At 66.6% G+C, this 14,700-nt stretch carries 12 protein-coding genes; 6 read left to right on the top strand and 6 right to left on the bottom strand.

The genetic code is table 11. The annotated features are described in order from the left end of the window. Positions 1 to 4: 4 nt before the first annotated feature. The 3 genes from tagF to U5809_RS21180 all read right to left on the bottom strand — a co-directional run bounded on the left by tagF (position 5) and on the right by U5809_RS21180 (position 6,091). Positions 5 to 994, bottom strand: coding sequence for a type VI secretion system-associated protein TagF (tagF, locus tag U5809_RS21190; protein WP_322088020.1), 990 nt, complete (start codon positions 992 to 994; stop codon positions 5 to 7). Continuing rightward, positions 991 to 4,944: a type VI secretion system membrane subunit TssM gene (tssM, locus tag U5809_RS21185; protein ID WP_322088019.1), complete on the bottom strand. Its 3,954-nt coding sequence runs from the start codon at positions 4,942 to 4,944 to the stop codon at positions 991 to 993. Before tssM ends, tagF begins: the two co-directional genes overlap by 4 nt. A gap of 301 nt (positions 4,945 to 5,245) precedes the next feature. Then, a complete protein-coding gene (locus U5809_RS21180; protein ID WP_176051188.1) occupies positions 5,246 to 6,091 on the bottom strand; it encodes a M15 family metallopeptidase in 846 nt (281 codons plus the stop codon). A gap of 121 nt (positions 6,092 to 6,212) precedes the next feature. On the opposite strand from U5809_RS21180, the gene U5809_RS21175 reads away from it, so the two are divergent. After that, entirely contained in the window at positions 6,213 to 7,181 is a 969-nt protein-coding gene (locus U5809_RS21175) for a phage tail protein (protein ID WP_322088018.1), read from the top strand. 206 nt (positions 7,182 to 7,387) lie between these two features. Further along, on the top strand, positions 7,388 to 8,416 hold the full coding sequence (locus U5809_RS21170) for a transporter (protein ID WP_282506537.1): 1,029 nt from the start codon (positions 7,388 to 7,390) through the stop codon (positions 8,414 to 8,416). Between the two features lie 21 nt (positions 8,417 to 8,437). Here U5809_RS21170 and U5809_RS21165 read toward each other — a convergent pair whose 3' ends face one another. Together U5809_RS21165 and U5809_RS21160 are read right to left on the bottom strand one after the other, a co-directional pair. After that, the gene (locus U5809_RS21165; RefSeq protein WP_282506538.1) at positions 8,438 to 8,590 is read right to left on the bottom strand and encodes a DUF1427 family protein; all 153 of its coding nucleotides are present in this window, start codon (positions 8,588 to 8,590) and stop codon (positions 8,438 to 8,440) included. Positions 8,591 to 8,614: 24 nt separating this feature from the next. Further along, positions 8,615 to 9,592, bottom strand: coding sequence for a zinc-binding alcohol dehydrogenase family protein (locus tag U5809_RS21160; protein WP_322088017.1), 978 nt, complete (start codon positions 9,590 to 9,592; stop codon positions 8,615 to 8,617). Positions 9,593 to 9,753: 161 nt separating this feature from the next. Here U5809_RS21160 and U5809_RS21155 point away from each other — a divergent pair, with 161 nt between their 5' ends. Beyond that, positions 9,754 to 10,674 carry a LysR family transcriptional regulator gene (locus tag U5809_RS21155; RefSeq protein WP_322088016.1) on the top strand — a complete coding sequence of 307 codons (921 nt, stop codon included), beginning with the start codon at positions 9,754 to 9,756 and terminating at the stop codon, positions 10,672 to 10,674. Between the two features lie 121 nt (positions 10,675 to 10,795). Here the strand turns inward: U5809_RS21155 and U5809_RS21150 are convergent, their stop codons facing one another. Then, positions 10,796 to 12,964 carry a M1 family metallopeptidase gene (locus U5809_RS21150; RefSeq protein ID WP_322088015.1) on the bottom strand — a complete coding sequence of 723 codons (2,169 nt, stop codon included), beginning with the start codon at positions 12,962 to 12,964 and terminating at the stop codon, positions 10,796 to 10,798. Here U5809_RS21150 and U5809_RS21145 point away from each other — a divergent pair. The 3 genes from U5809_RS21145 (at position 12,963) to U5809_RS21135 (ending at position 14,586) form a co-directional block, all read left to right on the top strand. After that, positions 12,963 to 13,184, top strand: a complete 222-nt coding sequence (locus U5809_RS21145; RefSeq protein WP_322088014.1) for a hypothetical protein — start codon at positions 12,963 to 12,965, stop codon at positions 13,182 to 13,184. The genes U5809_RS21150 and U5809_RS21145 overlap by 2 nt on opposite strands. Before the next feature lie 421 nt (positions 13,185 to 13,605). Continuing rightward, positions 13,606 to 14,100, top strand: coding sequence for an LEA type 2 family protein (locus U5809_RS21140; RefSeq protein ID WP_322088013.1), 495 nt, complete (start codon positions 13,606 to 13,608; stop codon positions 14,098 to 14,100). Between the two features lie 153 nt (positions 14,101 to 14,253). Next, positions 14,254 to 14,586: a YegP family protein gene (locus U5809_RS21135; protein WP_322088012.1), complete on the top strand. Its 333-nt coding sequence runs from the start codon at positions 14,254 to 14,256 to the stop codon at positions 14,584 to 14,586. Positions 14,587 to 14,700 lie beyond the last annotated feature (114 nt).

Genomic DNA, 14,700 nt, shown 5'->3' with positions numbered 1-14,700 from the left:
CCGGTCAGCCTCCGATGAACGCTTCGCGGAACGCGTCGATGGCGACGCGCAGCGAGAGTTGCGGTTGGTCGAGGTAGCTGACGAGCTTGCTGATCTGCTGATCGTTTTGCGCATGGGCGTCGATCCACTCGGGATCGTCGATGTCGATGTTGTGGGCGGCGTAGGTCTGCGGGTCGACCACGCTCAGCAGCGTCTTCGCCGACGCGCCGTTGAAGCCGATGACGAGCCGTTCGCGCTCGGCGATCGTGCCGATGAAGATCGCGAGCTCGAAGTCGGCCTGCGCGACGAACGGCGCGATCAGTTCGAGCCAGAACGCGGCGACGAGGCTGCGGTAGAACGGATCGACCGGCAGCGGCAGCGTGAGGCCGCGTTCGATGTGCGACGAGCCGCTCTGCATCACCGGCCGCAGCAGCGAGCCGAGCGCGAGCATCGCGCCGCGCAGCCGCACCGGATGACCGCTTTCGAGCAGCATCTCCTGGAGGCCGTAGAGCGACTGGTGTTCGACGAAGTCGTTGAAGGTGCCGTCATGCGACGTGCCGGGGCCGCCGACGTCGATCGGCACCTGCGTGTCGCCGAGCGCCTGCAGCGCGCCGGGCGGCTCGTCCCTGCCGAGCAGCGGCGGGATCTGCGTGGCGACGCGCGACCACAGCCGTGCGAACGCGAGCGGGCTGCGCGCGAGGAACGCGAGCGGCCGGTCGACCTCGAGCGCGGTTGCGCCGAGGAACGGGAAGCGGCGCATCGACACGTCGTGACTCGCGACCATGTGGCCCGCGATCGCGAGCTTGCTGCGCGAGCCGAGGAACGCGAAATGCATCGGCTTCGCATCCTCGTAGACGATCTTCCAGCGCGGATCTTCCGCGAGCAGTTCGAGCGCCTGCGCGATCCAGCGGTCGAGCGTCTGCAGCAGCTGCGGATTGTGTGCGCTCTTGACGAAGTCGCCACGCGACGGAATCTTGCCGAAGTAGGCGATTTGCGCCTGAACGGTTTGCGTCATTGCGCCCCCTGTGCATTCGTTGCGTTGGCGGCCGCGACGGCCGGTGCGGCCGCCGGCGTGCCCGTGCCGGCGGACTGGGTCGCGTTCTGCGCGGCGCCCGCGCTCGCGTCGGCGACCGACGACGGCAGTTGCAGGCCGCGCAGGCTCTGCTGCTGCGGCTGGTCGCTGCCGCCACCGCCGGACGGTTGCGACGTGCTGATGATGCGCATCGTCACCGACACGTTCACGCTGCCCTGCGCCCACGTCAGGTCGAAGGTGCCGTCCGGGCGGCGCTTGCGCTGCGCCGAGTTGATCAGCTTCTCGAGACCGTAGCGGCCCGGTTCGTTGACGAGCTGCACCGTGCGGCCGTCGAAGGTCGTCGCCGACAGCGTCGCGCCCGGCGAGCCCTGCGGGTTCGGCCACACGAAGTTGGTCCACTGCGGCGGCGTGTTGCGGTAGCGCAGTTGCTGGCCGTCGATCGCGATCGTGTATTCCGTCGTGCCCGTGCTCGGCTGCGGCAGGATCTGGAACACGGTCTGCGGCTCGGACGATGCAGCTGCACTGCCGGCGGCACCGCCTGCGAGCGGCGCGACCCAGCGTGCGAAGCCGTTCGTGAAGTCCGGCGTGAGCCCGATGCCCATGTCGCCCCACGTGCGGGCGGCGAGCGTGTCGCCGCGGCGCACCGCGAGCGGCCCGAGCGTCGTGCCGACGAACTTCGCGATCGAGCCGTCCGGACCGAACACCTGCGCGATCTCGCCGGCGCCGGCTTCGACCTTCGCGCTGGCCGCGAACGGGTACTTCGTCGCGAGCGAGTTCTGGAACGGCTGGTAGACCTGCGCGTTCCACACCTTGTTGACTTCGGCGCTGGCCGGCTGGATCACGACGGCGAACGCCTGCATCAGCGGCCGCACGAGCAGCGGACGCAGCGACTTGCGTTGCGAATCGGTGAGGCCCGTCAGCATCTGCTCGTCGACGAGCTTCAGCGAATCGGCGAGCTCCGAACCGTTGCCGTCGAGCGTCTGCTGCATCAGCTGGCGCGCGCCCGGGCCCGGGTCGCCCTGGTTCTTGATCACGTTGAAGCGGGTACGGACCTTCGACAGCGAATCCATGTAGCCCTTGAGCATCGACGTGCCGTCATGCGTCGCGACGATCCGCGCGAGCCCGATGAACTCCTGGCCGATCGGACCCATCGGCACCTCGGCCGGGTTGCCGTTGATGTCGATGTTGGCGGCCGCCATCTGGCCGGCCTGCGAGCGCGAGAACAGTTGCTTGACCCAGTTCACGACGCCCGTCTGCGCCTTCTTGATCGTCACGTTCGCGAGCGACGGGTTGTCCCACGACGTCTGGTCGTACGCGGTCTCGAGGATCTTGCGGATCGGCGAATCCTGCGGGTCGCCGAGGCGGTTCATCCCGTCGACAGCCTGGCCGAAGCTGCTGAAACCCTGCACGGCGATGCCCTGCATGAACTTCTGCCAGTGCTGCGCGTACTCGGTCTTGTACATGCCGACGAGCGTTTTCTGGATCTGCTCGGGGCTGCCCTCGAGCGTCAGGTCGTCCTGCGTCGACGTGTTCAGCACCCAGTCCTTCGCCTGCAGTTCCTTGGTCGCCGCGTCGCGGATCGCCGGCTGCACGTAGTCGAACCACGCTTCGCGCGTGAACGTGCCCGGAATCGCGTAGCTGCCTGCCACGAGCGACTGGTTGCCGTCGCCGACGATGCGCGCGATGGTCATCGGCGCGAAGCGGGTCGACGCGCGTGCCTTGATTTCCTCGTAGACGCGCTGGCGGGCCGGCATGCCGCGCACGACGCGGCGCAGGTTCTCGCGGGTCTGGTCGACGAGCGCGAGGTTCGCGTCGATCATCGGCCAGTCGTTGTCGTTCACGCGGGACAGGTAGAACGAGATCATGCGCTCGGCGCTCTTGATCATCTCGTCACGCGGCATGTTGCCGCGATTCGTCTCGAGCCAGCCGCGCCAGAAGCGGGCGAGCTGGTCGGTCAGGTGCGCCTGCTCGACGTGACGCTTGTCGGACAGCATCAGGTACGTCTTCAGCGCGTTGTACGCGTCCTGCACGTTGGTCGGCGACGCGTCGCTGTAGAGGCCGCCCTGCGGTGCGGCCGGCTGTTGTGCCGTTGCGGCGGCCGGTGCGGTACCGGACGCGGCCAGTGCGGCGCCGGCCGTCGGCGCGGCGCCTGCCGCATTCGTCGAGACCGGAATCGCACCGCCCTGCACGGCGCCCGATTCGGGCGGGCGCGTCATCGGCACGAGCTGTTCGGGGTGCGCGTTCACGTCCTTCATGAACGATGCGAGGTTCTGCGACACGGGGGCCAGCAGGATCTGGCGCACGCCGTTGTAGTACTCGGTCAGCAGGTGCTGCTCGAGACGGTCGCCCTGGTACAGGCCGAGCGACACCGACAGCGGCTTGTCGCGGCGGAACTGCTCGAGCTGTTCGATCCGGTCTTCGAGGATGTCCATCGCCTGCAGGCGCGACTGCAGGTCGTTGCGGCCTTGCTGCAGGCGCGTGACGTTGTCGAGGTCGGCCTGCACGTTCGACACGAGCTGCTGGTTGCCGATCGTCGACCAGGTCCAGCCGCCGAGCGCGATCGCGAGCGCCGCGACGAAGCCGAAGAAGGTCGCATAGCGCAGCCGCGTCTTGGTCGGGCTCGCGAACTGGCGTACCGTCTGGCGGTCGGCGAAGATCACTTTCGAGAACAGGTCGCGCAGGAAGAAGCCGTTCTTCGAGAAGGCGCTGTGCGGTTTCGGCAGCGCGCTGCCGTCGAGGCCGAAGCGGTGCGCGATGCGCTGCGCGGCCGCGCTGTTGGTTTCGCCTTCCTGCAGCGCGCTGGTGAAGTAGAAGCCGCGGAAGATCGGCTTGTACTGGAACGGATTGTTCTCGAACAGCGTGGCGAGGAACGCGCGCAGCGACGGCTTGATCGTCGAGAATTCGAGCGGGAAGCTCAACTGGCCCGGCGACAACTGGTTGCCGCGCGACAGCGACAGTTGCGCGACGCTGATTTCCTTCAGCCCTTCGTAGAGTTCCTCGAAGTGCGTGTCGAACTGCGCGACCACGTCGCGCTTGTCGTCGGGCTCGTAGGGCAGGGTGGCGCCCCACACGCGGTCGTACTCGTGCTTGTCGCTGCTGCTGAAGAATTCGGTGAAGCCGGTGATGAGGTCGGCCTTCGTGAACATCACGTAGACCGGCGCGAACACTTCCAGCTTTTCCGTCAGCTCCTGAACGCGCTGACGAAGGTTTTTCGCGAGGTTGATGGCGAATTCGGGACGGTTGCCGGTGAGTTCGGCGATGCTCGCGGTGACGATGATGCCGTTGATCGGCGCCTTCGGACGATAACGCTTGAGCAGGCCGAGGAAGCCGAGCCACTCGCTGCGGTCTTCCTCGTGCACCGAATAGCGGCCGGCCGTGTCGAGCAGGATCCCTTCGGTCGTGAAGAACCAGTCGCAGTTACGCGTGCCGCCGATGCCGTGGATCACGGCGCTGTTCTTGTCCGCGAACGGGAACTGCAGGCCGGAGTTGAGCACGGCGCTGCTCTTGCCCGCAGCCGGGTTGCCGATCACGATGTACCACGGCAGTTCATACAGCGCGGAGCCGCCCGACACCTGGCCGATCTTCGACGTCTTGATCGTCTTCACCGCATCCGACAGGCGCGTGCGCAGCACGTCGAGGTCGGCGGTCTTCGAATCGGGGGCGAGCGCGGCGGCGGCGGGCGCGGCGATCTTGCCGGTTTCCGCCTGCTCCTCGAGCACCTGGCCGAGCTGCTGGTTCGCGCGCTTCACGCGCCAGCGGCGCCACAGCGCGACGACGAGCCACAGCGCGAGGATCGCCGCGAACGCGATCGCCGCCCACAGGAGCGGCAGCTGCAGCATGTCGGCGACGATGAAGAGGATCGCCGCTAGCGCGACGATCCCGACAATCGAGAGCGTACGCGGATGAGTCAGCACGTTGAGGATGCGTTGCATAGGACGTTCAGGTTCCGGTGCGATTCGGTGAGGCGACGCAGGCGCGCCGAGCGGCAAGGGTGGCGCCGCGATGTGTCGCCATGCTGTCAAACGGGATGAAGGGGGCTGGCATCAATGCGCCCGCGGCATCGGAGAAGGCGCGCGCATTAATGAAAGGACGCTGTGAGATTTAAAACGGAAGCGGCGGCCGGAAAAAATCGCGCACTGGAATGCCCGATTTTTTGCGTCGCCCATATCGTTTCCTGCCGGGATATTAAAAAGCCCCATGCCGCCCTCATTATTTCCTGTCCGGCAGCCCTGGCTAGCTGCCGCGTCCCAGTTTAAAACCGGGTTTATGGTATTCAACGTGCCCGAGATCCATCATTTTCCATCGGCCGCCCCAGGTCAGGCCGACTTGTTCGGCGACCTGGCCGTACAACTGGTAGCCGCGCATCGCCCAGGGATCTTTCTCGGAAATGACCAGCTTGCCGTCACGCAGGAATGCGTTGTCGGCCGCCAGCCCGAATTGGTGATAACTCTGGAAGGCTGCCGCGTTGGTCACGTTGCCGCCCATCGCCGCCAGCCGGTTCTGCCGTTCCGGGCTTCGGTACCCTTCCAGCAGCGCCATTTCATAACCGTGTTGTTCGTGCATGATCTTGTAGACCAGCAGCAAACGCGTACGGAAATCCGGATCCAGCAGGTTCCAGTCGCGGCTCGCATCCTTCAGCGCCGGGCGTATCTGCTCGACTTCCTTGGTGGCGAAGACTTCCGGCGGCAGCGGCGGTGGCGGCACGAGCTGCTCGCCCTGCAGCAGCGCGGCGATTTTCTCGTCGGGCACGCGCGCCGTGTCGTCGTACTGGAACAATTGCCGGCCGCGTAAAGCAATGGCGACCAATGGCGGCGTCGCAAGAATACCTGCCGATACCATAATCATCAAGCGCCGGCGAACCAGTAAATTTTGCACATCGTTTAATGCGCCGCGCGTAACGCTTGCCGATTTAACAATCTGACTCCGCGTACGCGCGGCGCGATCGTTCGCACGGCGCGTAAGACGGCCGTGAAACTGGGCGACGGATTCGAAAACGGTCGCGCGGATACCCGGTAAAAGCAACAGTGCCGCAACCGCTACGGCAAGGGCGAAATAGGCGACGAGTGCGACGGCAATCAAAGAAATCCCCGGAAATTGGAATTGATTGTGTTTTGCAATGCTTGCTCTTAGAATCAGGCTGCTTCGAGAGGCCGGGCTATATTATCGCGGTGAATTAAACCAGGATTCAATGAGACGCTGAATGAGTGCGCCGGAAAATTCAAATTCGAAAACTCCGCCCAGCCTGCTGTCCGATACGAAACCGGCAGGCGAGGGAGGACCTCAGCAGTCGCGCATTCTCGCGAATCTGGAAGGCCGTGTCACGCCGCCCGCCGAACCGCCGCGCCGTTCGCTGAAGGCGCCGATCGCCGCCGTCGTCGCACTGGTGGTCGCCGTCGGCGGCTGGGGCGCGTGGCGCATGCAGCAGCATTCGGGCGAGCAGGTCGGCGCCGTGACGGCCGCCGAGCCCGCGGCAGCCGCGCCGGCCAAGGCCGCACCGGCCAGCAACGCCGCCGTGCAGGTCGCGCAGAATGGCGCATCCGCCGCGTCCGCCGTCCAGCCGGCCACGATCGTCAACGACGATTCGGCTTCCCAGACCGTTGCATCCGCATCGGCCGCGTCCGCCGCGGACGGCAGCCGCCTGTCGCGCGCGCTGGCCAATGGCGCCGACGACGCATCGGGCGCAGCCACGGCCGGTGCAGCCGCAGCCGCCACTGCCGCCGCTGTCGCGACGACCAGGACCGCGAAGGCCGACGCCACGAAGAGCACGAAGGTCGCGGCGCATGGCAAGGCCGACGCGAAGGCCGATGCAAAGGCCGAGGCCCGCAAGCATCGCAAGGAACAAGAGGCGGAGCTCGCGCAGGCCAGGAAGCGCCGCGATGCGACGTCGACCCGTACCGCGAAGGCGGCCGGGAAGGACGATCCGGATGCCGACCTGCTCGCGGCGCTCGTTGCGCGCACGAAGCCGGCCGACAAGAAACTCGCCGCGCAGAAGGGGCAGGTCGTGCCGACCAAGACGGCAGCGACGACCGGCTCGCTCGGGTCGCGCGTGAAGGAGTGTTCGGAGCGCGGTTTCTTCGAAGATCAGCTGTGCCGCTGGCGCGTGTGTGACGGCCACTGGGGCAAGGACCCCGCGTGCCCGAGCGCCGCACAGTCGGAGACGCGGCAGTAACGCGTCTTGCGCTTGCCGCCATGCATGGACCGCGCCGCCCGTTGGGCGGCGCGTTGCTTTTGGGGCCACGAAGCTGCCGGTATGATGCGGCCTGATGTTGTCACGAGAGCGTCACGCCCGTCGGGCATACGTCTCCTTTCTTTTCCCGGCGCGGGCCCGCGACCCGCGATGTGCGGCGCGTCGCGCGCCGCACGACCTTCGACACGATGGACCTGATCGTACAGACTTACGGCGCCGATACGTCCGGCATGGTGTGCGGCTTCCGTTTCGTGCCGGGCGGCTCCGGCGCGACGCTCGATGCCGACGCGGCCGCCGCGTGGCTGCGCACGTGCCGCGCGCACGGTGCGGGCGCGTCGGGCGATTTCGTCTGGCTGCACTTCAATCTCGCGCATGGCGCGAGTGAGCGCTGGATGCGCACGCATCTCGGGCTGCCCGACAGTTTCTTCGAATTTCTCCACGAAGGGTCGCGTTCGACCCGCATCGAGCAGGAAGACGGTGCGCTGCGCGCGATCGTCAACGACGTGATGTTCAACCTCGAACTGACGCCGTCGGAGATTGCGACGCTGTTCGTCCACGTCGAGCAGCGCATCATGGTGACCGCGCGGCTCAAGCCGCTGCGCTCGGTCGACACGCTGCGCGCGTGCGTGCGCGACGGCGAGCAGTTCAGGTCGCCCGCGGAACTGCTCGTGCACCTGCTGCGCGACCAGGCCGACCTGCTGATCCAGATCATGCGGCGCACGAGCGTCGACGTCGACCGCATCGAGGATCGCTTCCTGTCGCAGCGGCTCACGTCGAGCCGCATCGAGCTTGGTGCGATGCGCCGCACGCTGACGCGCCTGCAGCGCATGCTCGCGCCCGAACCCGGGTCGATCTTCCGGCTGCTCGCGAAGCCGCCCGCGTGGCTGCACCTGGAAGACGTGCAGGAGCTGCGCGAGTCGACCGAAGAGTTTTCGCTGGTACTTGCCGATCTGGCGGGGCTCAACGAGCGGATCAAGCTGTTGCAGGAAGAGATCGGCTCGCGTCTGGACGAGCAGAACAACCGGACGCTGTTCACGCTCACGCTCGTGACCGTGATCGCCTTGCCGATCAACATCGTCGCCGGCTTCTTCGGGATGAACGTCGGCGGCGTGCCGTTCTCGGAAAACAAGCACGGCTTCTGGCTGATGGTGCTGCTCGTCGCGGGCTTCACCGGGCTCGCCGCATGGTGGGCGTTCCGGCGTCGCGGCGACCGTTAGCGCGGCAGCCGCATCGGCACGTCAACGCAGCAGCGCGATCGCACGCTCGCCGATCACCATCCCGAGCAGGCCGACGAGCGCGACCAGCGGCGGGGCTGGCGAGCGCACGTTCAGCAGCGCGTACAGCACGCCGACGCCGAGGCCCGCCGCGAGCGAGGTCACGTAATCCGTCATGGCAGCCTCCCGTGTGGTCCGGCGTCAGGGCTTGAGGATCACGCGCTCGCGCGCACCGGCCAGCACCGCGCGGTATGCGTCGTGCGCGCGGTCGAGCGGGTACACGTAGTCGTCGCCGATCGGGAACGGTCGCAGCGTGCCGTTGCCGAAACCGGACGCGAGCGTGTCGAGGATCTGCGCGACCGCGGCACCGCCGAGCTGCAGCGAATCGACCCCCACGAACGTATGCTGGCCGCGATAGAACGCGAAGATGTCGAACGGCACGCTGCGGTCGATCGTCGAAATGAAGATCTGCCGCGCGCCGATCGCCATCGACGCGTTCGCGGCTTCGAAATACGGGCTGCCGACCGTGTTGTAGACGATGTCCGCGCCGTGGCCGCCGGTCGCCGCGCGCACCGCGTCGGCCACGGGTTCTTTCGACGCGTCGATCATGTGCACGTTGCCCGATGCGTGGCCGCGATAGCCGCCTGGGCTGCGCTCGACGCCGATCACGGTCGCGCCATGCGCGCTCGCGAGCTGGATCGCGGCCTGGCCGACCTTGCCGTTCGCACCGAACACGAGCACGACGTCGCCGGCCGCCGGCATGCCGGCCCGGCGCAAGCCTTCGTACGCGGTGACGAACGGCACACCGACGCCGGCTGCTTCGTCGAGCGTCAGCACGGCCGGCTTGCGGCGCACCTGTGCCGCATCGAGCACGAGCCATTCCGCGTGCGAGCCGTTGCGTCCGACGCCGAGATCGCCGCCTGAGCCCCACACCGGCGCGCCGATCCAGCCGTCCGGGCCGCTGCGCACGATGCCGGCCCAGTCGCGCCCGGGCGTGCGCGGCCACACCGCATGCGGCATGCGGCCGAGCGCGGCCTTCACGTCGCTCGGGTTCACGCCGGCCGCGCGCACCTCGATCAGCATCTGGCCGTCGGCCGGGGCGGGCGTGTCGAGTTCCCGGACGCGCGCGTCGAGCGACTCGATGTCGGCGGCGGGGGCGTCGAAGCGGATGCTGCGCATGATGATCTCCGTGACGGATGGCTGCCGTGCGACCCGGCGGGCCGGTGCGTGCAGCGGATGAAAAGGATGAGTGCAGTCTAGTCGGCCCGATTTGACGCGGAAACAGGCAAAAGCGGATGATTGCTTTGCGATAAACGCATAGCCAAATCCGAAGGCCCCGCATGGACGACTTTCTTACCCCGCATCTCGCGCTGTTCGTCGATGTGGTCGATCAGCAGAGCTTCTCGGCGGCCGCGCGCCGGCTCGGCGTCGCCGCGTCGTCGGTTACGCGGCGCATCGACCGCCTCGAGGCACAGCTCGGCATTCGCCTGCTGCATCGCACCACGCACGCGCTGCGGCCGACCGAGGCCGGCCAACTGCTGTACGGGCGCGCGACGCGGATGCTGGCCGAACTGCGCGGCTTGCAGGAGGACCTGCACAGCCAGCGCGACGAGCCGAGCGGACTGCTGCGCGTCGACTGTCCGGCGCCGTTCGGCCGGCGGCACCTGATGGCCGCGCTGGCCGCGTTCATGCAGTGTCATCCGGCGCTGCAGGTCGACCTGGTGCTGACCGACAGCATGGTCGACCTGCAGGGTGCGCGGCTCGGCTCCGACGTCGATCTCGCGGTGCGCATCGGCCCGCTCGAGGACACGCGCCTGGTCGCGACCGTGCTCGCGCCGCAGCGGCGCGTGCTGTGTGCGAGTACGGCCTACCTCGCGCGGCGCGGCGAGCCCGAATCGCCGGACGCGCTCGCTGGCCACGACTGTCTCGCCTGGCACGGCGCGCCGCCGCCGGGTGCGTGGCGCTTCGGCGAGCGTCGCCATGTCCCGGCGCAACCGCGGTTTCGCAGCAATCATTCGGAGGCGTTGCTCGAAGCGGCGCTCGAGGGGCTCGGTCTCGCGCACCTGCCGACCTGGCTCGCGGGGGACGCGCTGCGCGACGGGCGGTTGCGTGCGGTGCTGCCGCAGTACGCGGCGACGCCCGAGCCGGCGACGATCCACGTGCTGCGCCAGCAGGCGCGCGGCAGCGCACGGACGTCGAAACTCGTTGCATTCCTCGTGTCGTGGTTCGCGCAGCCGGCGTGGGATGCCGCGTGGGCATGACGGCGGGCGGGCACCGTACGGAAAGAAAAAAGGGCCTCGCATGCGAGGCCCGTCAAAGGTCGGAGAAGCCGGTGCGCCGGCCGGTGCCGCAGGCTGCGCGGCGCCGGCCGGATGCGCACCGTTACTGCGTCACTACCTTGCGCGGCTTGAAGACGCCCTGGTAGTGCAGTGCCGGGCGCTCCTTCGTCGTCAGCTCGACGCCGCCGAAGGTCGGCGTCTGGCGCAGCTTCATCGCGGCCGGCGAAGCCACCGAGCCGATCGACGTCGAGCGCGATGCCGGTGCGAGGTTGTTCGCGACGAGCAGCGCGGCTTCGCTCTTCAGGTTCGCCAGCAGGACCGGATCGGTCGAGCCGTTGACCTGCGTGAGCAGCCCGCTCCAGGCCGCGTCGCTGTAGTTCACGATGTAGTAGTCGAGACCGCTCGGGTCGGCGACCACGCCCGTGCAGCCGTCGATCCGCGTCTGCGTCTGCGTGTCCTTCAGCGCGAGCGTCGTGCGTTTCGCGAGTCCCTGACCGTACGCGAGCGTGATCGGCACCGTCCACTGCAGGCCCGGATACGCGTTCTTGTTCGGGAACGGCTGCTGTTTCAGCGTGATGACCGTCTGGTTCTTCGTCAGGTCGCACTGCGTGTCGAGCGAGATCAGCGGGACACCGGTCTGGCGCACGTAGCTGTCGCCGATCGGGCCGACCGCCTGGCCGCTTTCCTTCGACAGCGCATCCCACAGACGCTTCGGCGTGCCGTTGCCGAACGAGTAGTCGACGAGGTACTGCTGCAGACCCTTGCGCAGCGTCTGTTCGCCGAGATAGTTCTCGAGCGTCTTCAGCACGTGGCCGCCCTTGTCGTACGTGAACGCGCTGGCGCTCAGCACGAAATCGTTCGACGCCCAGTCGTTGAAGTTCGGCGCGACCGGGAACGCGTTCGGGCCGATGTCACGATTGATCACGCGATACTTGTTCTTCACCTGGTCGAGCCAGCTGAACTCGTTGGGGAAGAACTGGATCGTCGTCTTCGTTTCGAAGAACGTCGCGAACGATTCGTTGAGCCATACGTTGTCCCACCAGTCGGTCGTGACGAGATCGCCGAACCACTGGTGCGCGACTTCGTGCGTCAGCACCTCGTTGCCGTAGTGCGACATCGGCTGGCCCGGCTGCGGCAGGATGTCGTCGGCGAACTCGAGGATCGACCCCCAGTTCTCCATCCCGCCGAAGTTCAGGTCCTTCTGCTCCTTGAACGCGTCGTTCGCGGCCACCGTGTCGAACTTCGTCAGCGGCAGCGCGATGCCCGTGTAGCGGTAGTAGAAGTCGAGCGCCTGCTTGGTGCGATCCATCGCCGGCTTCGCCCAGTCGCTCATGCCCGGCGGCGTGAACACGCGCAGGTGCAGGCCGCCCTTGCCGCCCGGCAGCGGGCTCGTGAAGTCGTCCTCGTAGGTGTCGAACAGGCCGCCGCCGAAGAACAGCAGGTACGACGGCATCGGCGGGGTCTTCTCGAACTGCACGAGCTTGTAGCCGCCGCCGACATTGGTCGACGGCTTCTCGGCCGCGTTCGACACGACGCGCCAGCTCGACGGCACTTCGGCCGTCACTTCATAGGTCGGGCGGAATGCCGGTTCGTCCCAGCCGGGGAACCACTGGCGCGACAGGTTGGTTTCGCCCTGCGTCAGGATCGCGCCGCTCGTCTTGCCGTCGGTGCCCTTCAGGTCGACGCGGAAGATGCCTTCCGCGGCCGAGCAGCCCGGATACGGATCGTCGCCGCAGCTGCCGCCCGTCTTCGCGACCGGATCGTCGTACGACTTGAAGTTGATGATGCCCGACCACTCCATGTGCAGCGAGTAGTTGCCCGGCGAGATCGTGCCGCTCACGGGGCGCAGCTGATAGAAGTCGCCCTTGTCCTGCGGCGTCGCGATCAGCTGGATGTTGCCCGGCTGCAGCGTGATGCGGCCGTTCGTGAACTTGATCCGGTGGCCGGCGATCACGATGTTGTTGACCGGCTTCAGCACCTTGATTTCGACATCTGCACGGCCGTCGAACGCGTTCAGCGCCTCGTTCGGGCGGAACCACAGCCGGTAGTTCACCGGTACCACGGTGGCCGGCAATTCGACAGGCGACACGCTCTTGTCGACGTTGGAGGCACTCGGCGGCGCGGTGACGGCGGGCGACGAGCCCGTATGCGGCGCGCCGGCGGAGCTGAGCGCGGAAGCGGAGCCTGCACCGCCGTCGTCGCCGCCGCACCCGGCGAGCGCCAGGGCGGCGACGAGCGGCAGATAACGCATCTTGCGAATATGAATCGACATGACTGAAACCTCGATTGTGGAAAGAATCGTTCAGTGCTGCGAAAACGCCGGCAAAAGCAATCCCCTCGCCGTTAATCAACAGCGAAAAAATGGCAATGACGGATTATTCGGAAAGACGGTAGCCGACTACGTGAAGGTAATCATGGTTTACTGCCCCCTCTGGATTTCCGGATATTGGTTAACTTGCCAGTTCAAAATGGCCGGACGCGTGTTGTACTGAATTGATTTCGCGCGCACGACACGGGGCCGCACGCCCGGCGTGGGCGCGCAATCCCTTTGAACCGACGACCTACGGGGCTGGCCGGGCCAGTCCGCAGGACGGAAGGAAGGCGTGTTGCCGTTCCGTAAATTCGCCGTCATGCGGCTTCAAGGTTTGTCGGCTTGCTCCAAGGATGCGTAAATATACTTGATGGTTTTGGGTAAAGGAAACGAAAAATTTAGAAAGAGCATCTATTGAATTCTTGGCGCTTCATTGAATGCTGGAAGTCATTAATTCGCTTTCCGTTTAGCTGTCGAATTCGTAGTTTTAATCTATTAACGATCTTGGGTCGCCGCGGAAACTACGAAATCCGGCGTGGGGCGGTGCGCTCGGTACAATGCATCGACGACCCGCTCACCGATCGCCGCGAGGAGGCTGTTCCATGCCACGTACCCTGTTCCGTTTCGCGCCGCTGCGCGCCGTGCCGATGCTGGTTGCCGCCGCGCTGCTGCTCGGCGGTTGCGCGGGGCTGACGCGCGACCCCGTGCGCGTGTCGGTCGCGGGGCTCGACCCGCTCGTCGGGCAGGGCCTCGAGATGCGCTTCAACCTGAAGCTGCGCGTGCAGAACCCGAACGACGCACCGATCGAATACGACGGCATCTCGGTCGCGCTCGACCTGAACGGCACGCCGTTCGCGAGCGGCGTCAGCGATCGCTCGGGCACCGTGCCGCGTTTCGGCGAAGCCGTGCTCGACGTGCCGGTGTCCGTGTCCGCATTCGCCGCCGCGCGGCAGGCGTGGAACCTGCCCGGCGCGGCCGCGAACGGCGAGCTGCCGTATGCGCTGCGCGGCCGGCTCGCGGGCGGCGTGCTCGGCACCGTGCACTTCAACGACGCGGGCACGCTGCGCTTGCCCGTCATGCCGGGGTGGGGCGGGTAGGTCGTGTGGTTTTCGGAAACGTCGTTCAAATGTCGCTGAAAATTGACCATTTGACAGTCTTCAACGCTTATCGCCGCCTGATGCCGATTTTCGATGGTGTTGCCCCTACACTTGCCGATGTCCGACGGTCGGACATTCTTTCGGGAGCAAACCATGGCGGCAAAATTCGAGATCGGGAAAGCCACGAACGGTCAGTACTACTTTCACCTGAAGTCGGCGAACGGCGAGATCATCCTCGCGAGCGAGCGGTACGAAGAGAAGGGCGGCGCGAGAAACGGGATCGCGTCAGTGCGGGACAATGCGCCGCTGGATGAGCGCTACGAGCGCAAGCTTGCCCACAACGGCGAGCCGATGTTCAACCTGAAGGCCGCCAACCACCAGATCATCGGCACGAGCGAAACGTACAGGAGCGTGCAGGGCCGCGAGAATGGCATCGCGGCCGTCAAGCGCGATGCGCCCGGTGCGGAAACCTTCGATCTCGCCTGATCGTCGCTTGCGCCGCGACGAGCGCTGATCGGCGGGCGTTGCGGCGCCCGTTTTGCCGGGTCGGGCAAAGCGCGGTATGGTGTGGTCCGCGCGGTGAATTCTCGCCGCCATTGA

The sequence above is a fragment of the Burkholderia sp. BCC1999 genome, assembly GCF_905339975.1.
Lineage (GTDB): Bacteria > Pseudomonadota > Gammaproteobacteria > Burkholderiales > Burkholderiaceae > Burkholderia.
The sequence above is the reverse complement of the archived record's forward strand: the minus strand, read 5'-3'. Positions and strand labels throughout refer to the sequence as shown.